Origin of the sequence: Mesorhizobium sp. M0854 (assembly GCF_040319815.1) — a bacterium.
Classification (GTDB): Bacteria; Pseudomonadota; Alphaproteobacteria; order Rhizobiales; family Rhizobiaceae; genus Mesorhizobium.
The window spans coordinates 24,429-49,313 of the sequence record NZ_JAMYOL010000021.1 but is presented as its reverse complement, the minus strand read 5'-3'; the positions used below and the strand labels follow the sequence as shown (position 1 = coordinate 49,313).

General features: G+C 63.9%; 21 protein-coding genes. 3 read left to right on the top strand and 18 right to left on the bottom strand.

The window, feature by feature from the left end:
* The first annotated feature begins 9 nt into the window (after nucleotides 1-9).
* Genes NKH99_RS24605 through NKH99_RS24595 form a run of 3 tightly spaced genes read left to right on the top strand, consistent with a single transcriptional unit; the run spans nucleotide 10 to nucleotide 3,738 of the window.
* On the top strand, nucleotides 10-291 hold the full coding sequence (locus NKH99_RS24605) for a sarcosine oxidase subunit delta (protein WP_352470571.1): 282 nt from the start codon (nucleotides 10-12) through the stop codon (nucleotides 289-291).
* Complete coding sequence (locus NKH99_RS24600) at nucleotides 288-3,242, top strand: sarcosine oxidase subunit alpha family protein (protein WP_353015999.1); 2,955 nt, start codon at nucleotides 288-290, stop codon at nucleotides 3,240-3,242. Before NKH99_RS24605 ends, NKH99_RS24600 begins: the two co-directional genes overlap by 4 nt.
* Entirely contained in the window at nucleotides 3,235-3,738 is a 504-nt protein-coding gene (locus NKH99_RS24595) for a sarcosine oxidase subunit gamma (protein WP_352470573.1), read from the top strand. Before NKH99_RS24600 ends, NKH99_RS24595 begins: the two co-directional genes overlap by 8 nt.
* A gap of 65 nt (nucleotides 3,739-3,803) precedes the next feature.
* Here NKH99_RS24595 and NKH99_RS24590 read toward each other — a convergent pair whose 3' ends face one another.
* The 18 genes from NKH99_RS24590 to NKH99_RS24505 form a co-directional block, all read right to left on the bottom strand.
* The gene (locus NKH99_RS24590; protein ID WP_352470574.1) at nucleotides 3,804-4,268 is read right to left on the bottom strand and encodes a cupin domain-containing protein; all 465 of its coding nucleotides are present in this window, start codon (nucleotides 4,266-4,268) and stop codon (nucleotides 3,804-3,806) included.
* 203 nt (nucleotides 4,269-4,471) lie between these two features.
* Nucleotides 4,472-5,347, bottom strand: coding sequence for an aldose 1-epimerase (locus tag NKH99_RS24585; protein ID WP_352969249.1), 876 nt, complete (start codon nucleotides 5,345-5,347; stop codon nucleotides 4,472-4,474).
* A gap of 5 nt (nucleotides 5,348-5,352) precedes the next feature.
* On the bottom strand, nucleotides 5,353-6,153 hold the full coding sequence (locus NKH99_RS24580) for a FadR/GntR family transcriptional regulator (RefSeq protein WP_352684659.1): 801 nt from the start codon (nucleotides 6,151-6,153) through the stop codon (nucleotides 5,353-5,355).
* Nucleotides 6,154-6,155: 2 nt separating this feature from the next.
* Nucleotides 6,156-7,157, bottom strand: a complete 1,002-nt coding sequence (locus NKH99_RS24575; protein WP_353015998.1) for an ABC transporter permease — start codon at nucleotides 7,155-7,157, stop codon at nucleotides 6,156-6,158.
* Nucleotides 7,154-8,674: a sugar ABC transporter ATP-binding protein gene (locus tag NKH99_RS24570; protein WP_353015995.1), complete on the bottom strand. Its 1,521-nt coding sequence runs from the start codon at nucleotides 8,672-8,674 to the stop codon at nucleotides 7,154-7,156. The genes NKH99_RS24575 and NKH99_RS24570 overlap by 4 nt, the downstream gene beginning before the upstream one ends.
* A 97-nt stretch (nucleotides 8,675-8,771) precedes the next feature.
* Nucleotides 8,772-9,755, bottom strand: coding sequence for a substrate-binding domain-containing protein (locus tag NKH99_RS24565; RefSeq protein ID WP_352502559.1), 984 nt, complete (start codon nucleotides 9,753-9,755; stop codon nucleotides 8,772-8,774).
* A gap of 30 nt (nucleotides 9,756-9,785) precedes the next feature.
* Nucleotides 9,786-10,562 carry an SDR family oxidoreductase gene (locus tag NKH99_RS24560; RefSeq protein WP_353016052.1) on the bottom strand — a complete coding sequence of 259 codons (777 nt, stop codon included), beginning with the start codon at nucleotides 10,560-10,562 and terminating at the stop codon, nucleotides 9,786-9,788.
* A 5-nt stretch (nucleotides 10,563-10,567) separates the two neighbouring features.
* Nucleotides 10,568-11,740 carry a galactonate dehydratase gene (gene dgoD / locus NKH99_RS24555; protein WP_353015993.1) on the bottom strand — a complete coding sequence of 391 codons (1,173 nt, stop codon included), beginning with the start codon at nucleotides 11,738-11,740 and terminating at the stop codon, nucleotides 10,568-10,570.
* 206 nt (nucleotides 11,741-11,946) lie between these two features.
* Complete coding sequence (locus NKH99_RS24550; protein WP_353015991.1) at nucleotides 11,947-13,452, bottom strand: aldehyde dehydrogenase family protein; 1,506 nt, start codon at nucleotides 13,450-13,452, stop codon at nucleotides 11,947-11,949.
* Nucleotides 13,449-13,937, bottom strand: a complete 489-nt coding sequence (locus tag NKH99_RS24545; protein ID WP_352612510.1) for a (2Fe-2S)-binding protein — start codon at nucleotides 13,935-13,937, stop codon at nucleotides 13,449-13,451. The genes NKH99_RS24550 and NKH99_RS24545 overlap by 4 nt, the downstream gene beginning before the upstream one ends.
* On the bottom strand, nucleotides 13,934-17,083 hold the full coding sequence (locus NKH99_RS24540; RefSeq protein ID WP_353015989.1) for a molybdopterin cofactor-binding domain-containing protein: 3,150 nt from the start codon (nucleotides 17,081-17,083) through the stop codon (nucleotides 13,934-13,936). The genes NKH99_RS24545 and NKH99_RS24540 overlap by 4 nt, the downstream gene beginning before the upstream one ends.
* Nucleotides 17,080-17,946 carry an aromatic ring-hydroxylating dioxygenase subunit alpha gene (locus tag NKH99_RS24535; RefSeq protein ID WP_352612505.1) on the bottom strand — a complete coding sequence of 289 codons (867 nt, stop codon included), beginning with the start codon at nucleotides 17,944-17,946 and terminating at the stop codon, nucleotides 17,080-17,082. The genes NKH99_RS24540 and NKH99_RS24535 overlap by 4 nt, the downstream gene beginning before the upstream one ends.
* A 13-nt stretch (nucleotides 17,947-17,959) precedes the next feature.
* Nucleotides 17,960-19,333 (bottom strand): amidohydrolase family protein, encoded by a 1,374-nt coding sequence (locus NKH99_RS24530; protein WP_352816776.1) that lies wholly within the window; start codon nucleotides 19,331-19,333, stop codon nucleotides 17,960-17,962.
* A gap of 39 nt (nucleotides 19,334-19,372) precedes the next feature.
* Nucleotides 19,373-20,941 (bottom strand): GMC family oxidoreductase, encoded by a 1,569-nt coding sequence (locus tag NKH99_RS24525; protein WP_353015987.1) that lies wholly within the window; start codon nucleotides 20,939-20,941, stop codon nucleotides 19,373-19,375.
* A gap of 7 nt (nucleotides 20,942-20,948) precedes the next feature.
* On the bottom strand, nucleotides 20,949-21,557 hold the full coding sequence (locus tag NKH99_RS24520; RefSeq protein ID WP_353015985.1) for a thiamine pyrophosphate-dependent enzyme: 609 nt from the start codon (nucleotides 21,555-21,557) through the stop codon (nucleotides 20,949-20,951).
* Nucleotides 21,554-22,054, bottom strand: coding sequence for a thiamine pyrophosphate-binding protein (locus NKH99_RS24515; RefSeq protein WP_352612499.1), 501 nt, complete (start codon nucleotides 22,052-22,054; stop codon nucleotides 21,554-21,556). The genes NKH99_RS24520 and NKH99_RS24515 overlap by 4 nt, the downstream gene beginning before the upstream one ends.
* Before the next feature lie 90 nt (nucleotides 22,055-22,144).
* Nucleotides 22,145-23,065: a LysR family transcriptional regulator gene (locus NKH99_RS24510; protein WP_353015984.1), complete on the bottom strand. Its 921-nt coding sequence runs from the start codon at nucleotides 23,063-23,065 to the stop codon at nucleotides 22,145-22,147.
* Nucleotides 23,066-24,868, bottom strand: coding sequence for an adenine deaminase (locus tag NKH99_RS24505; RefSeq protein ID WP_353015982.1), 1,803 nt, complete (start codon nucleotides 24,866-24,868; stop codon nucleotides 23,066-23,068).
* Between the last annotated feature and the right edge of the window lie 17 nt (nucleotides 24,869-24,885).

Below are 24,885 nucleotides of genomic sequence, written 5' to 3'. Positions count from 1 at the left end.
CGGGACAAAATGCTGCGCATCGAATGCCCCTGCTGCGGCCCGCGCGACCATGACGAGTTCCGCTATGGCGGCGATGCCTCGGTCACGCGTCCAACCCATGACGATGCCGATCCGGAGGCCTGGTACCGCTACGTCTATATCAGGACAAACCCGGCCGGCCCGCACCGTGAATTCTGGCAGCACGTGACCGGCTGCCGGCAATGGCTGGTGGTCGAACGCGACACCCGCAACCACGCGATCGCATCCGTCGACTTCGCCAGGAAATCGACTGTCAGGAAACAACCGGCATGAGTTCGAACCGCAAACGCCTGCCAGCGGGTGGCCGCATCAGTCGCGAGGTGCCGGTAGATTTCACCTTCGATGGCCGCAAGCTGATTGGGTATCGCGGCGACACGCTCGCCTCCGCGCTGCTCGCCAATGGCGTCACCCTGGTCGGGCGCAGCTTCAAATATCATCGCCCGCGCGGCATTTTTTCCGCCGGGCCCGAAGAGCCGAATGCGCTGGTTACGCTCGGGAGCGCCGGCAGGCGCGAGCCGAACCTGCCGGCGACGACGCTGGAACTCGCCGACGGCATGGTCGTGGAGAGTCAGAACCGCTGGCCGTCGCTTGCCTTCGACGTACAAAGCGTCAATGGGCTGTTGGCACCGTTTCTGTCCGCCGGCTTCTACTACAAGACCTTCATGGGCCCGACGCGCCGCGCCTGGATGTTCTACGAACATTTCATCCGCAAGGCGGCCGGCCTGGGCAGAGCCGGCACCGGCCCCGATCCCGACCGCTACGAGGTTCATCATGCCTTCGCCGATGTCGCCATCGTCGGCGGCGGCCCGGCGGGATTGTCGGCGGCGCGGGCGGCCGCCGCGGCCGGCGCGCGGGTCGCGCTGATCGAGCAGGATTTCCTGCTTGGCGGCCAGCTTCTGGCGGAACCGTCCGACAGCGCAGCGGCCGCATGGCTGAGGCAGGCCGAGGCCGAGTTGGAGGGCTTCGAAACCGTCGCGCTGATGAAGCGGACGACCGCTTTCGGCAGCTATGACGGCAATGTGCTTGGACTGGTCGAACAGCGCGATCCAACCGATCCGCAGCCGAATGGCGAGACACGCCAAACGGTCACCATGCTGCGCGCCCGCGCCATCGTTTTCGCCACCGGCGCCATCGAGCGACCAATGGTGTTCTCGAACAACGACCGGCCCGGCGTCATGCTCGCCTCGGCCGCGCGGACCTACCTCAACCGTTTCGCCGTCCTGCCGGGCAAGAAAATCATTGTCGCCACCAGCAATGACGGTGCCTGGCGCACCGCCTTCGATTACGCCGCAGCCGCCGCGGAGGTGACGGTTGCCGATCTGCGCGCCGTCCCGCCCTTAGCACTTGCCGCGGAAGCCGCACGGCTCGGCGTGGTGGTGCGGGCCGCAACGCGCATCGTCGACCTGCACGGCGGCCATACCGTCAGGCGCGTAACGCTCAATGGACCGGAGGGACAATCCTCGGCCGCCTGTGACCTGGTCTGCATCTCCGGCGGCTGGTCGCCAACCGTGCATCTCACCTCCCACCTCGGTGTCAAACCTGTCTATCGCGACGACATTGACGGCTTCGTGCCGGGCGTCTTTTCAGCCAGCCAGTTCGGCGCCGGCGCAATGATAGGAGCTTATGCGACCGCCGCTGCCGTCGAGCACGGCCATCGCGCCGGCATCGAAGCGGCAGCCTCCTGCGGCAAGTCGGCGCCGGTGCCCGCTCCATCGAAACTCGATCTCGGCGAGACCGCTACGACGCTACTTCGCGAAGCCCCTTCGGTCGGACGTGGAAAAGCCTTCGTCGATTTCCAGATGGACGTGACGACCGGGGATATCGAGCTCGCCCATCGTGAAGGCTATGAATCGGTCGAGCATCTGAAGCGCTACACCACGCTCGGCATGGGCACCGATCAGGGCAAGACCAGCAATTTTCCCGCACTTGCCGCCATGGCAGCGCTGCGCGGCGCAACGATTCCCGAGACCGGCACCACGACCTTCCGCCCGCCCTATACGCCGGTGGCGATCGGCGCGCTTGCCGGACGCGCCGTCGGCCATCATTTCAAGCCGATCCGCCGCACGCCGATGCACGACTGGCACATGGCGAACGGCGCCGAGATGCTCGAGGTCGGGCTCTGGATGCGGCCCTATTTCTACCGGCAGTCGGGCCGCGACGTGAACGAGGCCTATGTTGCCGAAATGCGTACCGTGCGTCAGGCCGCGGGGCTGATGGACATCTCCACGCTCGGCAAGATCGATGTCCAGGGCCCGGATGCGGCAATCTTCCTCGACCGCGTCTATGCCAACGGCTTTGCCAAACTGGCGATAGGCCGCGCCCGCTACGGCGTCATGCTGCGCGACGACGGCATCGTCTTCGACGACGGCACCACGACGCGGCTAGCGGAAAACCGGTTCTTCATGACCACTTCGACCGCCAAGGCCGCCGATGTGCTGTCGCGTCTCGAATTCCTGCTCGACACGGCCTGGCCGGATTTGCGCGTGGCCGTTACCTCGGTCAGCGATGAATGGGCGGCGATGTCGGTTGCCGGGCCCAACAGCCGCGCAATCCTCGGTGTTGCTTTTCCTGGTCTCGACGTTTCCGACGCGGCGCTTCCGCATATGGGGCTACTCGAAAGCGAGTGGCAGGACCGTGGGCTCCGCATCCTGCGCCTCGGTTATTCCGGCGAGCGCGCTTACGAAGTCTATGTCGGCGCCACTGCCGGTGAACAGCTCTGGAGCCGCTTGCTCGAAGCCGGCAGACCCTTCGACCTGAAGCCTTACGGTGTCGAGGCGCTCGGCGCGCTGCGGGTCGAAAAGGGCCATGTCGCCGGACCGGAGATCGATGGGCGCACGACGCTCGACGATCTCGGCCTCGGCCGCATGGCCGGCAAGCGCAGCGGCTTCGTCGGCGATGTACTGCGCCGCCGCCAGGCCTATCAGGTGCCTGAGCGCCAGCGGCTGGTCGGACTGGAATGCGCCGAAGACGGCAAGCGCCTCCGCGGCGGGGCGATCCTGTTCCTGCCCGACGACAAGATCGAGGGCCATGGCCGCGGCCGGGTGACCTCGATCACCTTTAGCCCAGAACTCGACCGCTATGTCGGATTGGCCCTGCTTGCCGGTGATGTCGCGGCAGAAGGAAGCGAGGTCGTGGCGGTCTATCCGATGAAGGCCGAAACGGTTCGCGCCCGCGTTGTCTCGCCGGTATTCATCGATCCGCAGGGAGAACGGCTGCATGGCTAGCTTGACCTCTTCTCGGGATTTCAGTCTGTCCGTGGCGGATTGTCCGCTTATCCAGATCGAGGGCTGGGACGCGACACTGAGACAATTCGAAAAGAGCGTCTCGGCGTCGCTCAACACGAAACTTCCCGCTTCGGTGGGAGAGACGGTTCGCCACAAGGGCCTTTTGACCATCCGCGTTGCACCTCGCCGCCTTTGGCTGGCTCTCGACGAAGGCACAGAAGCGCCAGCCCTTGTCGTCGACCCCGATCTCGGCTGTTCCGTGCCCCTTGGGGAAGGTCGTGTTCGTTTGAAAATGGCCGGCCCTGGTATCGCAAGGCTTCTGTCCGGCTGCATTGCCGTCAACTGGCACGCGCCGACCGCCGCTCCGGGCCGCGCCGTGCAAACATCCTTCCATCACGTGCCCGTGCTCTTCCTGCGCACCGGCGAGACCGCGTGCGAACTCATCGTGCCGCGAAGTTTTTCGCGAAGCCTCTCGGATTGGATTGCCGACGGCTAGCCAATACCGGTTCTTCGGGCAAGGGCCGGCTTTAGCGGCGATCCAAGCCGCCATCACGAAGCCATCTACTCTCTTGCCGGCCAGTCCTGCAGGAGCGTAATCCCAAACTTCGGCGCGGCTACTTTGAGCCGCTCGATATCGGCAGGCGTCGGCGGCCCGACCACCTCTCCCTTGCTGCGTTCATGGCCACCTTCGGCGAGAAACTGCTCGAACACACTTGGCGTGTCTATCAGGATATAGCGAACGAGCTGGTTGCCGGGATTCATAAGCTGGTGCGGGATGCCCCGCTTCAAAAACATGCTCTCGCCGGGCGAGAGCGTTCGGACCACACCGTCCACAATTGCGGTCAAGTGCCCTTCGATGACGTAGACCGTCTCGTCGTCATTCGCATGAACATGGATTGGCGTTTTGGTGTGCCCGTCGCTTCTGTTTTCGAACAGACTCAACAAGCCTCCCGTCTGTTCGCCGGAGACCAGTCGCTTCATGACGATGCCCGCGAGCACGAATTCTTTTGGTTCAACATCCGTCATTGATCCAATCCTGCCAGGCACATTTGGTGGGCCGTCAAGCAGACGAGCTGCGCAGCGACATCCGGCAAACGTCGAACTGGCTCGCGGGTTCCCGGTCGCCGGAGTTCCCTCTTCCCAAGCTCCGTTTGGACGAAAAGACGGCTTCGTTGTCACCGGACATGCAGGCCGACATCCGCCAATTCGAGGGCGCCGCAGAGATCCGCCTAACTGACGGCAAAGCTGCAACGGGCTGCCAGGCTCTCGCCGGGCCCAAGCACCGACAGTCCATTCCATTTGTCGATCGAACCCCGATTATGAGCATCGACAACATGACTGACCGGTTCAAAACAGAAGAAGTCGCTCTCGTCCGATGGCGAATAGACCAGGTAGAAATTCAAGGGCGATGAAGCTTCAATCCGCAGGCTGCAACTGTGCTCCGGCCACGATATGGTAGCGACGCCGTTCCAACCGGCAAACAGATTGTTTATCCATCCGCTCGGCAAGGCGGCCGGGGCGCCGAAATCCCAGTCGGGACGGGTTTTGACATCCACAAATCGTTCAGGGAGATGGTTGGGCCGTTCGAGGCAAACCTGTGATGCCGCGGCGTGAAGCGTGGTCAACGCTGTTCTCGGGAACCATGGATGGATGCCAAGCCCGAACGGCAATCTGATCGAGGCCCGATTGACGATGCGAAGTTTCAGCTCGAGCCCCTGTCCGGCCAGCGCGTAGCTCACCTCGGCGCGATATCGGTATGGGCCGGGGCCGTTGCTGATGAGCGACAGCTTTGCGTTGTCCTGCGTTACGCTGTCGACGTCCCACTCGCTCGAAAATCCATTGCCGTGAATGGGAAAGGGCTCGCGTGCAACATTGGCAGGCAGTTCGTGGAATTTGCAGTCGAATGTGAACCCGCCGCCCGAGATGCGATTTGACCATGGCAAAAGCAGGTTGCAGGCAAGGTCGAACGGGTTGCTGCTCCCGCCGTTCGGCCAAGGCCTGAAGAGCGGCACGCGTCCATGGTCCAGTCTCGCAAGACCTGCCCCAAGCGATGGGACGATTTCAGCAGACAGGTCTCCGCTTCTGATCTTGATCGTCCCGACCATCCGCTTCAGACGGTACTGGCCTTGGCAGCGGCGATCGGCTGTTGATGGCGGCCTTTGCGAGCCACTGCAAGAAGGTCGTTCGACGCGATCCCGATGAGCGCCTTCATCTGATCGTGTGCATCGTCGGCCCTCCGCATCCTGATTGCCTCCAGCACGTCGCCATGCGCGCTCAGCGTCTGCTGGTAATTAGCGGTGGCCGATGTGGTCAAGCGGAAGGAGAAGCTGAGGGCGGCCGCAAGCATATTGCCGAGATTGGCGAACACCGGGTTGCGGCTGGCACGCAGGATGGCCGTATGAAACCTGACGTCGGCATCGAGACACGCAGCGAGATCATCCTGCGGAGCAATGCGCATGGCTTCATAGGCCGCTTCGATGACCGCGAGATCGCCTGACGTCGCCATCTTGGCCGCAAGTTGGGCGGCAGCGGGTTCAATGACCAGCCGCGCCTCGATCAATCCTCGGACGAAATCGAGATCGGGCTCGATATCGCGCATCCATTCCAGAACCTGTGCATCCAGCCTGTTCCATTCGCTCGACACGCGCACACGCGTCCCGGCCCGCTTGCGCGCCTCGATCAATCCTTTCGCCGAAAGCGTCAGAAGAGCATCGCGAAGCGCGGTGCGGCTCGCCCCGTAGATAACGCAAAGCTCGGCTTCCGTCGGCAGGACGGAGTGCTGGGCGTAGGAGCCGGCGAGGATGCGCTGTCCGAGATCGCGTGCGATGCGATCCTTGAGCGATGACGTGGTGCCATCTGCGGCAGGAATGTCCTGCTTGCCTTGGCCAGTCGAAGCGATCGCCGCGTCCATCGTCATGTCCTGTTCAAGTGGTACTCGGCAATTACCACAGCAAGTATCAGCAGCGAGCCCTTGGCAAGCAACTGATAGAAGGTTGGCACGGACGTCAGTATCATTCCGTTGTTGAGGACGCCAATGATGGCGACGCCCAGCAGTGCGCCGACGATCGTGCCCTTGCCGCCCTGCAAGGCGCAGCCACCAAGAACGGCCGCTGTGATGGCCTCGAGTTCCAGGCCTTGGGATCCGGATACGGGCTGCCCGGAGCCGGTACGGGCAGCCAACAGAATCCCGGCCAATCCGGCCGCCACTCCACTCATGATGTAGATGCCGACGCGGTAGCGGTTGATGTCGATGCCGGAGAAGCGTGCGACAACGGGATTGCCGCCCAGGGCATAGATGTTGCGGCCAACGATCGAGCGGGCAAGGAAGAGATGGAACACGATCGCGGTCAGCAAGAGAATCCAGATCAGCAGAGGCAGGCCGAGGATTCGTCCGATCCCGATGAAGCGGAAAGTCTCGCTGAAAATCGCGATCGATTGCCCGTCGGACATGATGAACGCGATGCCGCGGAAGATCGCCATCGTACCGAGAGTCGCGATGACAGCGTTGACCCGCCCATAGGTGATGATGATGCCGTTCACGAGGCCGGCAAGACCGCCCAGGACCAGGCCGGCAAGAATGCCCGCGGCGGGTGATCCGGTGGCCTGGATGGCCATTGCCGTCGATACTGTGGTCAGACCGACAATTGCGCCGACGGCAATATCGAGCCCTCCGGCGACAATAACCACGGTCTGGCTCATCGCCAGAACGCCCAGGATGGTAATGCCTAGACCGATGTTCAGCAGGTTTCGGCTGGAGAAGAACACGTCGCCTCTCAGGGTGCCGAAAATGAGCACGAGAATGGCGAGAGCAACAAGAAGGCTTATGTTGTGAATGCCGATGCGCTCTGCGATGCGCAAGGAAGCGCGCCTTCTGCCGGTTTGCGTTGTTGCTGTCCTGAGCTCAAGGCTGTTCACTGAATTTGTCCTCCAAGCGATGCTGCAGATTGAGGCATGGCATGTCTCAGGATCGTGGCCTCGTCGATGGCAGGGCGGGAAAGTTCGGCCGTGATCCGGCCTCCAGCCATAACAAGCACCCTGTCGGCCAGCCCGATCAGTTCCGGCATTTCGGAGGAAATCAGGATTATGCCGATGCCGCTGGCGGCGAGTTCGTCGATCAGGCGATAGATTTCCGCCTTGGCGCCGATGTCGATGCCGCGGGTCGGCTCGTCGAGGATGAGAAGCATCGGCTGCCGCGCAAGCCAGCGCGCGAGAACGACCTTCTGTTGGTTGCCACCCGATAATTTCGAAACCTGTTCGTCGAGGTTAGGCGCCTTGATCGACATCTTTGCTGCAAGCGGTGAGACGATCTCCAGTGCCTTGCGCCGGTTGAAGAAGCCGAAGGTCGACGTTCTGTCGGGCACGCAAAGCGAGGCGTTATCAAGAATGCTTCGGAACAACAGCAGCGCCTCGTGCTTGCGGTCTTCTGGGGCAAAGCCGATGCCCGCCACGATCGCTGCATGCGGACTGTTGGGGCCAACGGGCACACCATTCATCGTTATGGTTCCGTCGAGGCGCCTATCATAGCCGACAATCGCCTTTGCCAGTTCGGATCGGCCCGCACCCATAAGGCCGGCAATGCCGAGCACCTCGCCGCGGCGGACCTTGAGGCTCACATCGGTGACGTGGTCGGTGGTCAGGCCCGTCACCTCCAGCAACGGTTGCCCCGATTGCCACGTCTCGCGCGTAAACAGATCGGCTATGTCGCGGCCGACCATGAGCTTGGCTATGGTCTGCTCGCTGGCACCGGCAGCGGGGGAATCATCGACCAGCCGGCCGTCCCGCAACACGACAATGCGATCCGCAAGGTCGATGACCTCGTTCAGCCTGTGAGAGATGTAGACGATCGAAGTGCCCTCGCCGCGCAGCCGGCGAATTACTGAAAACAGACGGCGCGCTTCGTCGTCGGTCAGTGACGAGGTCGGCTCATCGAATGCGATCAGCCGGCCGCCGGCACGTATGGCGCGCATGATTTCGATCATCTGGCGCTGTGCCGGACCGAGTGTGCTGCAGAGTTGACGCGGCAGCATATCCTGCTGCATGCCGAAGGTCGCAAGCACCTTATCGGTCTGGTCCTCGAGCCTGTGCCAGTCGAGCAGGACGCCTGCCAGCCGCGGCAGTTCGCCGACGAAAATGTTCTCGGCCACGGTCAGGTTCGGAACGATCTCCGGCTCCTGATGGATGACGCGTATTCCGGCTCTGTGGCTGTCGCGCGGTTCGCTGAAAACGATCGGCGTGGAGCCATGCAGCACGGTGCCGGTGTCCGGTGCGAACACGCCCTCGAGAATTCGCATCATTGTCGACTTGCCGGCGCCATTCTCGCCAACCAGGGCAAGCACCTCTCCTGGCCGAAAGGCAATCGAGACATTGTCGAGCGCCTGCACGACGCCGAAGCGCTTCGATATCCTGTCGAGCGAGAAGAAATCCGATTGCATCAAAAGCTCACTCCCGAGGATCGATCCCGTGTGCCCGTCGACGAACTGCCGGCCCAAAGAGCGTCATGCGCACTGCGGCGCATGACGCATATCTGGTTCAGTGGCAGAGCTTGGCTTTGTAGTCCGACGCAAAATTGTCGGCGGTGATGTATTCCGGGTCAGTGAAGGATTGAACGGGAAGCTTGGTTCCGTCCTTGATGGAGGCCAAGAGAATCTTCACCGCCAGCGCGCCATGATTTTCCGAATTGAGCCACATCGTACCACGGAACGCCGAGGGCTTTCCGGATCCGAAGGCATCGCAGGCGCGGCTCCCGTCGATGCCGATCCCCATGCCCTGGTCTGCGGAATAGCCGGCATTCTCCAGTGCTCGCGCACCACCCAGCACGCCGTCATCGTTGCATGAATAGAATATCCAGTTCGTGACGCTGGGATTGGCCGTCAGTGTGGTGGTCATCACGTCGATGGCGTTGACCATCGTGTTGTCGTAGGGGACGCGAACGATGTTGCCCGGCTTGAAATCGGGCACCGCCTTCAGGAACGCTTCTTCCGCGCCCTTGTTGCGCTGCATGCAGGTATCGGCCTTGCGGTCCTCGATCGAGGCGATGCGCACCTCTTTGCCCGCCCAGCCTTCAGCCTTGTAGAGCTTGGCAAGCTCTTCGCCCACCCGCGCACCGATATTGTAAGCATTCATGCCGACATAGGGGACCTGGGTGCCATCCTGGTAGTAGATATCGTCGTCCACCGCCACCAAGGGAATTTTTGCGGCCTTTGCTTTCTCCGCGATGACCGGTCCCAGCGCCTTGTCGGGGACAACGATGGCGATGCCTTTCACGCCATCGCCGACCATCGTATCGAAGGTCGTGATCGTCAAATTGGCGTCGAACTGAACGTCCTGCGACACGAACGCGGCCCCGGCCGCCTCAGCCGCTTTCTTGGCGCCGCCGACTTCGGCGACAAACCATGGATGATCTCCCATCTTGTTGATGTAGCCGATCTTGATGTCGTCTGCGCTTGCTGCGCCACCCATCAGTCCGGCAGCCAGTACCGCAAATGTCGCCAATGCCTTTGTTGTGGTTTTCATGAAGATCCTCCCTGAGCTCAATGGTGGTTGCTAGTCGTGGTAGAGAACCGAGCGCCCACCATCGATGGTGATCGTCTCGGCATTTATGAACGGCGCTTCGTCCGAAGCGAGGAAAACCGCCGTCATTGCAACCTCGTCCGGCCGGCCAATTCGCTTGGGCGGATGGAGGTCGTAGGCTCGCCGCTTCTCCTCGGCGGGGTTCGGGAATGTGTTCCAGTAGGCTTCCGCGATCGGCGTCTCGATATAGCCGGGTGCTATCGCGTTCACCCGGATACCGCGTGCGGCATATTCGATGGCCAGCGAACGGGTCAGGCCCAAAAGTGCATGCTTGGCGACGGGATACGGAAACGTATGGGGAATGATCTGGAAGGCGTGACAGCTCGCCATGTTGACGATGGACCCCGAGCCCTTCGCCAGCATCGTCGGCAAAACCGCCTTGGCGCAGAACCACGCGGCCTGGAGGTCGAGCTTGAGGCAGCGCTCCCATTCCTCATCCGGCATCAGCAATGGTTCGTAGAAGACGTTGGCACCGGCATTGTTGACCAGAACGTCGACGCTGCCATGGGCCGTGATCGTGCGGGCGACCATGTCCGCGACCGCGGATGCGTCGGTGACGTCCGTCTCGATGAACAGGGCGTCCGCGCCCTGGGCACGCAATTCGTCGGCGACCGCTTGGCCGCTTGCCGCATTCAGTTCGGCAATGACGGTCTTTGCCCTATGTGTTGCAAAGGCGCGGGCGATGGCGGCACCTATGCCTTGGCCGGCGCCCGTGACGATTGCGATCTTTCCTTGCAGCCGGCCTGCCATTGCATTCACCAGTCAACCACGGTGCCGTCCGGCATGACGGCATTGCGGGCATGCAGCACTTCCTGCTTGAAGGGGTGACGCGCGATGACGTCCTCATTGACGGTGACGCCAAGGCCCGGCAGATCGGGCAGGTCCCAGCGGCCTGGTTTACGCCGAATTGGCCAGGTAACGACGTCGTCGTACCAGGCGACGGCACCGGACATCTCCTCCTGAATGACGACGTTTGGCGTCGATATGCCGAAGTGAAGAGCAGCGACGCCAGCGATCGGACCGAGCGGGTTGTGCGGCGCAAGGCCGATGCCTGCCGTTTCCGCCATGGCCGCGATTTTCTTTGTCTCCAGCAGACCGCCAGTGTGGCAAATATCAGGCTGGGCAATGTTGAAGGCACGGGCTGCGATCGAGTGCGTGAATTCGCGACGTCCGATCAGCCGCTCGCCGGAAGCGATCGGCACGGCCGATCGCGCCGTGATATGCGCCAGTCCGGCAACATCTTCGGGCGGCACGGGTTCTTCCGCGAACATGATGCGGGCCGGCTCGATTGCTCTGAGGTAATCCATCGCAGCGTTAACGGATGCCGGGCGTCCATGGAAATCGACCATGATGTCGATGTCCGGACCTATGGCCTCGCGAAGTGAGCCAGCCATGTTGGCGACAGAATCAACGGCTTTCGCAGGCGATAGGTAGTGGGTGTAGGGAATGCAGACGACCTTGACAGCGTCGTAGCCTGCCTGCGTCACGATGCGTCCGCGTTCCACGATCGCGTCCGCGGATCCGGTCTCATAGACCGCCTTCATGTCTCCGAGGCCGAGATGCGTGTAGGTGCGCAGATAGTCGCGAACCTGTCCGCCCAGAAGGCGCCAGACGGGGACGCCCAATGACTTGCCCAGGATGTCCCAGAGCGCGATCTCGATGCCGCTGACGGCAGACATTCCCTCGACGCCAAGACGCCAAAATCCGTGGCGCGTAAGTATCTGGTAGCACTGCTCCACGTTGCGCGGATCCTGCCCGATGAGCAGGGCCTCAAGGTCCTGAAGCGCCCCAACGACGGCTCGGGTCTTCCATTCCAGCGTTGCCTCACCCCAGCCAAACAGCCCGGGCTCGTCGGTTTCGACCCGGACGAAGACCCAGTTGCGCATTTCCGCATTGCAGACGCGCGCCTTGATGGCCGTGATTTTCATCGGTCCTCCCAGACCTGCCGCCTTTTTTCGATGGCAATATGTATGATTTATTACGGATAATATGGACGAGTCAAGCGCAACGTCGATGTGGACCAGCGCCGCCAAGGAACTGGTCCTCAGGAGGATCCGAGCAATTTTCGATCAATCCTTGTCCGCCGATGGAGGGCTGTCAGCCTCCGATCCGCGAACATCGCGGAAAGGCGCGGCTAAATCACCGCGCAGACCGTTTTCGTCTCGAGATAGTTCTCCAGACCCGGTGCGCCGTTCTCATAGCCCCAACCGGATTGCTTGTGGCCGCCCTTCGGCAGTTCCGGCGAGAAGTAGGAATGGCAATTGATCCAGACGGTGCCCGACCGGATACTTGCGGCAAGGCGATGCGCAGTGGATAGGTCGCGGGTCCAGACGCTTGCGGCGAGGCCGTAGGGCGAGTCGTTCGCAAGGCTTATCGCCTCCGCGACATCGTCGAACGGTGTCACGGCAACGACTGGGCCGAAGATTTCCTCGCGCATCATGCGCATGTCCGGGCGCACGCCGGTAACCACGGTCGGCTCGAAGAAGTTGTCGAAGCGCCGGCCGCCGGCGATGATCTCGGCGCCGCTGGAAGCACCATCGCCGACGTAGAAGGCGACGCGCGCAGCCTGGGTTCCGTTGACCAGCGGACCAAGGTCGGTATCCGGGTCAAGCCCGTGTCCGAGACGCAGCTTTCGCGCTTCTTCCGCCAGCCCCTCCGCCAGACGGTCGTAGATCGAGCGATGCGCATAGACACGCGAGCTGGCGACGCAGACCTGGCCGGCATTGGCGAAGATCCCCCGAGCCACTCCGGGGATTGCGAGCCCCATGTCCGCATCGGGCATGATGATGGCCGGCGACTTGCCGCCCAGCTCGAGCGTCAGCTTCTTCAGATTGCCGCGCGCTGCGGAGACGATCATCTTTCCGACTTCCGTCGAGCCGGTGAAGGCGACCTTATCGACATCGGGATCTGCAGCCAATGCTGCGCCCACGGTTTCACCGAGACCGGTCACGATATTGACGACGCCGTCCGGCAAGCCGGCTTCGATCATCAGTTCGCCGAGCCTGAGCGCGGTGAGCGACGTTTCCTCAGCTGGCTTGAGCACGATCGTACAGCCGGCGGCAAGCGCCGGGGCGAGCTTCATCGAGGCCATAAGCAGCGGCGAATTCCATGGCGTTATGGCAGCCACGACACCGATCGGCTCTCGCACCGTGTAGGCGAAAATCTTGCTGCCCACCGGTTGGTAGCTGATGGAGGTGGGGATGGTCGTGCCGAGGATTTTCGTGGCAAAACCGGCAAAATAGCGGAACTGCTCGGCCGAGGCGGGAATCTCGGCGAAGCGCGAGGTCTTCAGCGACTTTCCTTGGTCAAGCGTCTCGAGTTCTGCAAGCTCATCGGCATGGCGTTCAATCAGGTCGGCGATGCGCCATAGCAGCTTGCCGCGTGCCGACGGTGTCATGTCGCGCCAGCTCTCGCCTTCGAAAGCAGCACGCGCCGCAGCAACGGCGCGCCCGGCGTCATCGGCTGTGCCTTGCGCCAGCAGCGCGAGCGTGTCGCCATTCGCAGGATCGGTCGCGGGCAAGGTTGCGCCATCGCTGGCGTCGCACCAGCCGCCGCCGATCAGGTGCCGCATTCTGGGTTTGGCCAGGAACGCCTCGACGCCTGCGTGCCTGGCTGCACCGTTTCGAATGATGACCGTCATGTCCGTACCCCGCAAGCGAACGCCTCGACCGCCGCGAGGGCACCGCGGATGATGGAATGATAGCCGGTACAGCGGCAGATATTGCCTTCGAGCGCAGTGCGGATCTGAGACTCGTCTGGAGCCGGATTCTCCAGCAGCAGAGCGGTCAGCGCAACAGTGATGCCGGGTGCGCAGTAGCCGCACTGGAAGGCGTTTTCGGCCGCCAGAGCCTGGCGCAGGACAATGGCTTCGGGAAGGTCGTCGAAACCCTCCGGCGTGATGATGGTGGCCCCGTCGAGTTGCCACGACATGAGCAGACAGCCATTGACCGCGCGATCGTCCATCAGCACGGAACAAGCGCCGCAGCGGCCGATGCCGCAAGCCATCTTGGCGGCAGTCATGCCGAAATGATCGCGCAGCAGGTCGATCAGGCGCAACTCGGCGGGCACGGCCAGCGCCTGGCGGCAGCCGTTTAGGTTAAAGGTAATCGCGATCTCGGCACTCACGCCGCACTCCTCTGCAGGGCGTCGAGTACCCATTCAGGATCGACCGGGAGGCGCTCGGGCCAAGCCCCTGTGGCGTCCGCAATCGCGTTGACGACGGCTGGCGTCACGGCGCCAATGCCAAGCTCACCAACTCCGCGCGGGCCGAACGGGTCGTCCTCGTCCAGATCCTCCAACGCGAACGTCGCGAAGCTTTCCGGCGTGTCGGCAATGCCTGGCAGCATGTAGAAATCGAGGTTGCCGGCAAGATACCGGCCATCCCGCATAGCCGCGTCCTCAGCGAGGGTGAAGCCCAGCCCCTGGACGCCGCCGCCTTCGATCTGGCCAAGATAGGCGGCAGCATCGAGCATCGGTCCGGCCGCGGTGTGCTGATGGAGGTCGAGCACGCGTACCTGCCCAGTGATGCGGCTCACGGCAACGCGCGCCAGTGTCGCGCCGAAGGCGAAGATCAGGCGTGCATTGCCTTCCAGATAGTCCGATTTCGGAAACTCGAAGCTGACGGCAGCAGCTGGCAGCCGGTCGGAAGGCAACGCCTCGGCAAGCTCGGCGAAACTCATGAGCAGTGAGCCGCTGTTGGAATGTCGCTCGACGATACCGCCGGGTGCCAGCGCCAGCGTCCTGGCTTCGCGGCAAAGCAGCTGGCCCGCTGCTGCCAGCAGGTCGCGCGTAAAAGGTGGTGCGGCGACTGCTGCGACCCGCCAAACCACGTGAGTGCCGCGCGAGGCGGTGGAGGAGCCGGATTCGGGCGTCGCCGCCGTATCACCGGTGACCGGCCGGACATCGTCGCGGCCGCAGCCGAGCGCTCCGGCGACCGCGGCCTTCACCGAGGTGAGCAGGCCTTGTCCCATCTCGTCCAGGCCATAGAGCGCTTCGATCATGCCATCCGGAGCCAGGCGCAACGCGCCTCCGGCCGGGTCCGGCGGCAGCGTGCCTAGTCCGTTGCCTTGATAGTTCATCGCCATCCCGACACCGATCGTCTCAGAGCCGTCGAACGACGGACCACGCGGCTTGGCCCAGATTGGGTCAGCAGCGGCGGCTTGCAGCATCTCGGCCAGACGTTCGGACGGCGCGACCTGCTGGCCGAGATGGCCTCGCGTGCCAGGCTCGCGCAAATTGCGGCGCCGTATCTCGATAATGTCGATGCCGGCGGCTTCGGCCAGCCGGTCCAGCTGGCACTCTACCGCGAAGGCCATCTGGTTGGCACCGAAGCCACGAAACGCGCCGCAGACGCCGTTATTGGTGTAGGCGAGCCTGCCCGAGCTGAGGACGTTGGGAACGACATATGGCCCGCAGGCGTGTTCGAGCGCCGTCTCAAGCACGCCCGGACCGAGCGACGCGTAGGCGCCGGCATCCGCGATCACATCCACCTGTTGGGCGAGCAGACGACCCTCGGCGTCGCAGGCGGTGCGCATATGGATGTGCATGGCATTGCGCTTGGTACCCGCGATGACGGATTCCGCCCGGTCGAGATGCAGCCGCACGGCGCGTCCGGTCTTCAGCGCCAGCAGGGCCAGGGCCGGCTGCACGGTCAGCTCGTCCTTGCCGCCGAAAGCGCCGCCAGTCGGGCTGGTGACCACCCGTATCCGCTCTTGCGGCATACCGAGGATGCGCGAGAGCTGCATGCGGTCGCGGCGGCCATGCTGCCCACCGGCAAAGACGTTCAGGGTACCATCCGTGCCGACGAAAGCGTAGCCGCCCTCCGTCTCCATAAAGCCGTGCATCTGGCTCGGCGTTTCGTAGACAGCCTCGACGATATGAGCTGCCTTGGCAAAAGTCGCGGCGGCATCGCCACGCGTGAACTCGAAGCTGCACTGCAGATTGCCTGAGGCGTGGACCGGCTCGGCCCCAGCGGCGAGTGCCTGTTGGGGATCGCTCACAATTGGCAGCGGCTCGTATTCGACGCTGACGAGAGCAAGCGCGCGTTCGGCCGTCTTCGTGTCAACTGCGGCAACGGCAGCAACAGCGTCGCCGAAATAGCGGACCTTGTCGAAGCACAGTGCAGGCTGATCCTGCACGACAATGCCGAAGGCATTGCTGCCGGCGATGTCGCGGTGCGTGACAACCGCCGCGACTCCTGGCAGCGCCTCGGCCGCGCTCGTATCGATGGAAACGATCCTTGCATGGGGAATGCCGGCACGCCGAATGCGCCCGACCAGCATGGCGGGCTCGCGACGGTCGGTCAGGTATTCGAGCCTGCCTGCGATTTTCGGCGCAACGTCCGGCCGCTGGTGCCAGCGTGCGCCGATCTCCGATCGCGACACGAGAATTTCGGCAGGTGGATTTCCGGACGGCACGGTCCGCCGGCGCGGCGAATGTGCTCCTTGGGACAACTTTCCGCCAAGCCCGAAGACCAGCGCATTCGCCACGACACTGCGCCGATAGCGGTCGGACCGCCATGCATCATCGATCGCCGGCGCCTCTTCGAGAATTGCGGCGTGCAGCTCGGCCCAATCGATCTCCTGCAGGCGCCGGCCGATGAGCAGCGCTTCGGCGTGACCGAGACGGGCTGCTTCCCCGCCGCCGCTGGCCGCGAGCCGCGCGATCGTGACACGATCGTCCGCCGTTTCGATCAACCCGGCGACACCGGCCACGCTTGGGGTGAAGGCGGCGCGCAGGCCGACTTTGCGATGGGTCCAGCGAGCGGCAGTTGGCTGCGGTGGAACGATGACCGTCTCAATGAGGCCCGCTGACGGTGCGTCGGCCAACCATTGCGCGAGCGGCACGACGGCGCGCCCAGCCGGTGAGACGATCTCCAGCTTCGCATCGATCGCGAGCAGGGCCGGCAGAAGGCAACCCGTGCCCCCCGCGACGTTGCCGCCCAGCGTTGCGAGATTGCGGACGGCGGGTCCCGCCGTGGCGCGGACTGCGGCTGCGAGCAGAGGCAAAGTCTCGCCTATCGCCCGGTCACGCTCCAAGGCACCCAGGGTCGTCAGTGCGCCGATCCGAAACCCGTCGCCGGCCAGTTGGATGCCCTTCAGGCAGGCGATACGGCCGATGTCGATGAGGCGCCGCGGCTTTGGCAGGCCCTTCGCCCAGCCGAGCTGCAGCGCCGTGCCCCCGGCGACCAGTTGCGACGCGCCCTCGCCTGCCAATGACAGCGCCTCGGCAACGGAGGTCGGGCGAAGCACCTGGAGACCCGACTCGGTCATGTGGCTCTCGCGGTCGTGCCGAAACGGATGCCTTTTTCCTTCAGCCAGCGGCGGTAGGCGATGGAGGCGCTGTCGGCGCGGGTCGGGATTTCCATCCGCGGCTCGAGTGGAAGGCGCAGCGGCCGCTGGTTCTCCACGATGATCCGGTCTTGCAGGAAGATGACCTGTTCGAAGTTGAGCAACGCCGTCTGCGTCGAAGCCGAGTCGACGAGATACATGACCGGCTGGGCGCGGCAGCGGTCTTCCTCGATGGGCTGGATGAACAGCGCGATTGCGTCGAGCCGGTCCGGCGCCACGGGGCACACGCGATAGAGCATCACCACGAATGGGCTCGGCACGCGATAGGTCAGATGCACGAACGCGCCGGAGCTTTCCGTGGCGGCAATGCGCGGCTGGAAAAACGTGCAGTTGGTCGCCCAGACCTCGTCTACTTCGCGACGTATCTCGCTCAGATAGGCCGGTACTTCCGTGTGCGGCTCCGAGCCGAGAATGTCGGTATGCACGAAGGGGAAATGCGCCATGTCGAGGAAGTTCTCTACGACACGCAAACCCGACGCCCGCATCGTCACCCAGCCGCAGGGCACGTAGCGGCGGTCGGGTTCCGATGCCTCGGCGATCTCGAAGATTTCCTTCCCGGGCAGGCCCAGCGTCGTCCAGACGCAGCCGTAGCGCTGCCGGACGGGCAGCGCGGGGCCGCGGTTGCCGTCGTCCAGGACCTCCCGAACCGTGATTTCGCCCGTGATGTCACGGACCAGTTCGATGTCCTGGCCGAGCAGCCGCGTATGGCTCGGCGCGCCATCCAGGTCGGCGACCGTCTCCACCGCGTACCAATCGTCCAGTGCCGCCCTGTCCGTCGTCTTCATACCGAGGCCCGTCCTATTGAGTCCATTGCAGGCTGCCGCCGGAATTCTGGGCAAGGAAAGCGGCGCGCCGGGCGAACAGGCCAGGCGCGACGCGATGGATTTCGGCGATGATCTCGCGCAGGTCGCCGGTGCGCAGCGCGCCGTCCTCGGCCAGGATCTCGCCATCGACCATCGTCAAAGACACGTCGCTGCCGCGCACGGCATGGACAAGATTGTGATGGAAGTTGAAATAAGGTCCGTCGCGGAAGACCGGCGTCATGCGCGGCGTATCGGTGCGGACCGCGATGATGTCGGCGCGCTTGCCGACTTCAATCGAGCCGATCTCGTGGTCGAGGCCGATCGCCCTGGCGCCGAGAATGGTGGCCATCCGCAGCACCTGCCAGCTATCCATGGCGGCGGCGTCGAAGTCCTTCAGCTTGCCCAGCAGCGAAGTCACCTTCATCTCTTCGAACATATCGAAATTGTTGTTCTCCTTCTCGCCGTCGGTGCCGATCCCGACGGGCACGCCGGCCTTCAGCATCTCGGCCACCAACGCGATGCCGCTTGCCAGCTTCATGTTGGAAACAGGATTGTGGGCCACGGAAACGCGGCGCTTGGAAATAAGCTCGATCTCTTCTCGATCGAGCCAGACGGCGTGGGCGATCATGGCGCGCGGCGTTTCGAAGAAGCCAAGGTCGTCCAGCGCGAACATCGGGCGTTTGCCGTAGCGCCGCTTAAATTCCGCGATCTCGATCTCGGCCTCGCTGCAATGCGTGTGGAAGCCGGTGTCGTGTTTCCTTGCGAGTTCGATCGCCCGGCGCTGGCCGGTTTCGTCGGCATAAAACAGATGCTCCAGCCCGACCCACACATTGATACGGCCGCCCGCCTTGCGGTGCCAGCCCTCGATCATCGCCTCGTTCATGTCGAGCGTGTCGAAGTAGTTGTAGTCGGGATGCTCGCCGACGTAAGGCACGGCGACCAGGCGGTTGCCGATCGCCTCGGCCGCCCTGGCGCTGCCTTCCATGAACCGCCACATGTCGACGACGGTGGTCGTGCCGCCGACCACGGATTCCGCGTAGCAGAGCCACGATGCCGCCTCGGCCTCGTGCGGCTGCAGCACGCGATGCATCGGATTGATATGGAGCGTCAGCCAGTCCCAAACCGGCAGGTGCTCCGCTGTGCCGCGCAGAAAACCGGAATGCGCATGCGCATTGACCAGCCCGGGCAAAAGCACCGCATTGTCGAGCTTCTTCACCGCCGCGGCCGGATACGCAGCGCGCAATGCTGCGAGTGCGCTGACCGCAGCGATACGACCATCCTCGATCAGCACGGCGCCATCAGGCAACACGTGGTTATCTTCATCCATGGTGAGCAGCGTGTCGGCAGCGAGGATGAGGCCCTGGGTCATCGCGGGTACTCCGTGTGCGGTCCATCGGTCATGACATCCTCAAGCAGCCGCCGCGAGCAGGAAATCGGCGGCGCGCTCGCCGATCATCGTGGCGGGCGCGTGGGTGTTGCAGGTCGGGATCGTTGGGATCACCGAGGCATCGGCAACATGCAGGCCGTCCAGCCCGTGCACGGCGAGACGGCTGTCGACGACGGCCATCGCGCCCTCGCCCATCTTGGCTGTTCCGCAGGTGTGGAAGAACGTCGTGCACGCCTCGCGGATGAAGGCGATTGTCTCGGTGCGGGTCAGTCGGCGGTCAGGTGCGGCAAAGTTGCGGAAGACACCGGCGTTCGCCTTTGCAGCCGCCATCTCCATCACCATCTCGACCGCAGTGACCATGGCGTCGATGTCTTCCGGTTCCGCCAGAAAGTTCGGTTGGATTTCGAGCGGCCCGCCGGGCTTGCCGTCGAGCAACTTCAAGTGCCCGATGCTCTTCGAGCGCATCAGGCCCGCACCGAAGGAAAAGACATCGCCGGATAGATCGTAGCGCGCGCGGATCGCCGGTTCGGCGCTGTTGCCCTGGACGGGGAAGGCATGCAGGTCGGGCTGCGGCAGGTCCGGCCGCGACTTCCAGTTGACCATCGAGCCACCGCCATTGCCCACTATCGGTCCGATCGGTCGTTTCGCGCGGAAGACGCAGGCCTGCGCCAGCGGATGGTCCTGAAGATTCCTGCCGACACCCGGCAGGGCGCGAACGAGCGCAATGCCAAGGCGCTGCAGTTCGATCGGATCGCCGATGCCCGACAGCATCAGCAGGCGTGGCGTGTCGATGGCCCCGGCCGCGAGCACGATGCTCTCTTGCGCGCGCGTTTCGCAGATTTCGCCGCCGACGAGGTGCTTGACCGCGACGCATCGGCTGCCTTCGACCGTCAGGCCGATGGCCGCGGATCCGGTCAGCACCGTCAGCATCGGGTGATCCAGGATCGGCACGAGATAGCCCGTCGCCGAACTCCAGCGCTTGCCGTCGCAGATGTTGAAATTCGCGGCCGCCGCCCCCTCGTTGCTGGGGCCGTTCGGATCGTCGATTACGGGGATGCCGATCTCGGCCGCGCCATCGATCAGCGCATGCGCGACCGGGTGCAGTGCCGCCGGCCGCTCGATGTGGAGCGGACCGCCCGCCCCGCGAAACTCGCTTGCACCGTCGCGCCAGTCCTCGCAGCGCCGGAAATAGGGCAGCACGTCGGCGAAGCTCCAGCCCTTGGCGCCGCCAGCCTCCCAGGCATCGTAATCTTGCGGATGGCCGCGATACCACATCATCGCGTTGATGGCGCTTGAGCCGCCAAGCAGGCGCCCGCGCGGGATGCCGATGGTACGCCCATTCACCCTCAGTGTCGGAGCATAATCATAGCCCCAGTCATAGGTGCTGCGGCCAAGCGGCACCCACTTGCCGGGGTCCTCGATCTCTTCGAACCCAAGACCCGTCGGGCCGGCCTCGATCAGGAGGACGTCGGCGCCGGCATCGACCAGTCGCCGCGTCACCGCACAGCCACCGGAACCCGAGCCGACCACCACGTAATCGTAGCTGCGTTTCAGTGCGCGTCGGGGGACGACAGGTCCGAGGGTGCCCATGATCTCGTCAGTTGTGCTCGCTCGGGCCGATGATGACGATGCCTTCGCTCGCCTCGACATGGCGGACGAAGATATACTTGTCCTCGCGGCCGTCGCTGTGTTTGCGCTTGATGTCCGGCTGGACCGTTCCCGAGACCTTGGCGACCACCACATAGGGTGCCTCCATGGCGAGCCCCCTTGCACAATGTGCGTCGAACTCCTCCACCGTGCGCGCCGTATAGGCGTTCTCGACGCCGGCGCCGCGCGCGATCGCGGCAAGGTCGACGCGGCCCAGCGCCGTATGGGTCGGCGGGCCGCCGATCGACTGGTAGCACTCATTGTCCCAGACCACGACGAAGAGGTTCTTCGGCTGCTCGTTTCCGAGCGTGGCCAGAATGCCCAGGTTGAAGAGCAGGCCGCCATCCGTATCGAGCGAAATGACGCGGCGGTGCGGCAGGCCGGCGGCGAGCCCGAAGGCCTGCGGCGTGACGCAGCCGAGTTGCTGCTGGAACAGGCTCGCCTCGCGCATATGCGGCGCGGCGTTGTACCACTCGTCGACGCTGCCGCCGAGCGAAAGGATCACCAGCTCATCCTTCAGCCGCGCGGCGAGCGCCTTCATGCAGTCGAAGCGTCTCACCGCACCACCTCGCCGCCGAGCGCCACAGCCGAATGGTAATAGGACGCATAGGACCAGGAATAGGCGTCAAGGATGGCGCGCTCGATCTTCGCCTCCTCCGTGACGATCCGGTACGGCACGCGCAGCGCGTTCAGCACCGGCTCCATGGTGATGCCATGCGGGACTGCCCACCAGTTGTTCTCGCCGAGCTCGCCGCGATAGCTCATCAGCATCACGACCGGGATGCCGGCTCCAAGGCCCATGCGGGCCAGCGGCTCGACCGAGGCGCGCAAGCCGGAATTTTCCATGACCAGCGCCGCGCGCTTGCCCGACAGGAAGACCCCGCCACATATCGCCGCGCCCTCACCCTCGTTGGTGACGCGGATCGTGCGAATATCCGGATCGGCATCAAGGGCCGGGTAGAGCTCCTTGAACAGCGAATCGGGCAGGTAGCAGACGATGCTCACTCCCGCCCGCTTAAGCCCCCGAATGACCGCGTCGACCGCACTCTGCTTCATGACATCCCCTTCGGCCGGGAAGTCTCGCAAAGCTCAGTTGTTCGAGATAGGGACAAATTACTCTCTTTATCGATGCGCAAAATGCAACAACTAATCATGCAACGCCTCGACCATGCGGGCCAGCAGCGCGGCGAATGCGGAGGCCGCATCCGACATTTCGCGTTCCAGCCGGGCGAGCAGCATCAGCCGGTGCGGGTTCATGCGCGAATCGCGCAACGGCACGAAAACGAGCGATCCGTCAGCCACTTCCGGTTCGATGCCGAGCTTGGTGCGAAGCACCACGCCGAGGTTGAGGCGCACCATCTCGGTCATCAGTCCGATCGAGTTGGTCCGTGACCGTCGCGTGATGTCGATCATGGAGCGCCCGATCGCATCGTCGATCGAAATGCCTAAAGCAAGGCTGTTGTCCGAGACGATGACCTGTTCGCCGGCAAGATCGAACAGCTTCACTTCCTTGCGGCCGGCAAGGCGGCTGTCCGGATGAGCGACGACGCCCAGCGGCAGAGGCGTGCTCGCGATCTTGCGCACGTTGCGCGGCACGCGCACGTCGAAAGCAAGCGCCAGATCGCATTCGCCGTCGGCAACCGCATCGCAGGCGCGCTGCGACCCGGCGACATGCACATCGACCAATATCTGCGGGTGGCGCTTCCAGAATTCCTTCAGCGCGTTCGGCACCAGCCCGCGCGCCGCGCTCTCCACGATCGCCACGGACAACGAGCCGCGGTTGAGGCCACTGAGATCATTGATCTCGGACGAGGCGCGCGCCAACTCGGTGATGCTCTGACGCGCGTGGTAGAGCAGAAGCTCGCCTGCGCTGGTCAGTTTCAGTCGCTGGCGCACACGCTCGAAGAGCGGCGTGCCCAGTTCGTCCTCCAGGCCCTTGATGACGCGACTGATGGAGGATGGCGCCACGTTGAGCGCCTGCGCGGTCTGGCGAACCGAGCCCAGCCGCGCGACCATTTGGAAATAATGGATGCGCGGTGAGACCAGCCCAAGTCGGAAGGGATCCACTCAGGCGGCCTCAAAGGCGGGGACGATCTCCATTTCCGGCACCAGCACGAGACCTTTGTCGGTGATACGGATTTCGGGGATGACCGAGAGCGGGATGAGGTTGAAGCCCATATAGGGAATGCAGCAGCCGGCCGCCTCCCATTCCCGTTTGAGGATCTTCACCTCCTCCGCGACCTCAGTGACGCGCTTGTCGGACAAAAGGCCGGCGATCGGCAGTTCAACCATGGCAGTCACTTTGCCGTCGACGACGACACAGACGCCGCCTTGCGTTTCCTCGATCGCCCGCAGCGCCACCTGCATGTCGGCCTCGTTGAGGCCGGCGATGATGATGTTGTGGCTGTCGTGACCGACAGACGATGCGACGGCGCCGCGTCGCAGCGTGAAATTGCTGAGCAGCCCGTGGGCGACGTTGCCGTCCGACTTGCCATGGCGCTCGACCACAGTGACGAAGCACAGGCCGTGGCGGTCGAAATGGTTCTGCCAGTCGTTGGACGGATCGAGCGTGATCTTCTGGTGGCCGAGCGTGATCCCCGGCAGTTCGGTGCGGATGGTATGCGCCACCACCTTGGCGGTTGGCAGGTCCGGCGTCAGCTTGATCTGCTTCGGCAGCTTCACTGTGTGGTAGGCCGTGTCCGGATAGCGGTAGCGGGTCGAGAGGGCCTGGTCGAGCAGCGGCGTGATCCTGCCGTCATCGACGACGAGTTCGCCGCCATACCACGTGCTGACCGGATCGAAGCCGTCGTCGAGCAGCACCAGGTCGGCACGGCGGCCACCACCGAGGCCTCCGATTTCGCCTTCCATTGCAAAGCGCGTCGCGCCATGCAGCGAGCCCATCGACCAGGCCTGCTCCGGCGTCATGCCGGCCTTCATCGCCTCGCGCGTCACCCAGTCCAGGCCGAAGAGCATCAGGTCGTCAGCATCGCGGTCGTCGGTGCAGACCGCGATGCGCTTATGCGAGGCTCCGAGTTCCGTAATCGTCTTGATCGCTGCGGGCAGGCTGTGCCACGGTGTCGTCGGCGGGCCGCCACGCAGGAACAGCCAGATGCCGGCCTCGAGCATGTCGTCGGCGATCTCGCGGTCGATCGCCTCATGGGTATCGGTGACGCCGGAGGCCGCATAGGCCGACACGAATTCGCGTCCATAGACGTGTCCCGACACCGGGCGGCCGCGTCTCAGCGCCGCAGCGAGGATGGCATGGCTGCGTTCATCGCCCATAGCCACTGGCACGAAATCCATCTTCTCGCCTAGCGCCACGGCTTCCGGCCATTTGTCGAACAATGCGCCGATCTTTTCGGCTGTCAGGTCGCCACCGGCCGTTTCCAGCAACGGCGAAGTTGCCGGGACGGTGCTCGGAACCGTCAGGAAAATGGACAACGGCGCCAGGCGCGCGTCTTCCAGCATCGCCTCGATGCCAGCAACGTCCATGACGTTGCCGATCTCGTGGCTGTCGCAGAAGAGGGTCGTGGTGCCGTTGAGCAGCGCCGCCTCGGCATAGGCGCAGGCCGTCACCATCGAGGATTCGATGTGGACGTGCGGATCGACCAGGCCGGGGGCGACGATGCCGCCCCTGGCGTCATATATCCTGGCGCTGCCGCCCTTATAAGTGCCGGCCGGCTTCACAGCGGCGATCCGCCCTCCCGACAACCAGATCTCGCGGCCTGGAAGCACGCGCTCCGAATAGGTCGACAACACGCGTGCGCCGGCAATGACCAGATCGGGATCGGCTCGCCCGGAAGCGACGCCGGCCAGCCGCCGGGTCATGGACGAGAGCGGCTGGACGGAAAAGCGCGTGAGAGAGGTCATTCTGTTGCTTGCCTCGT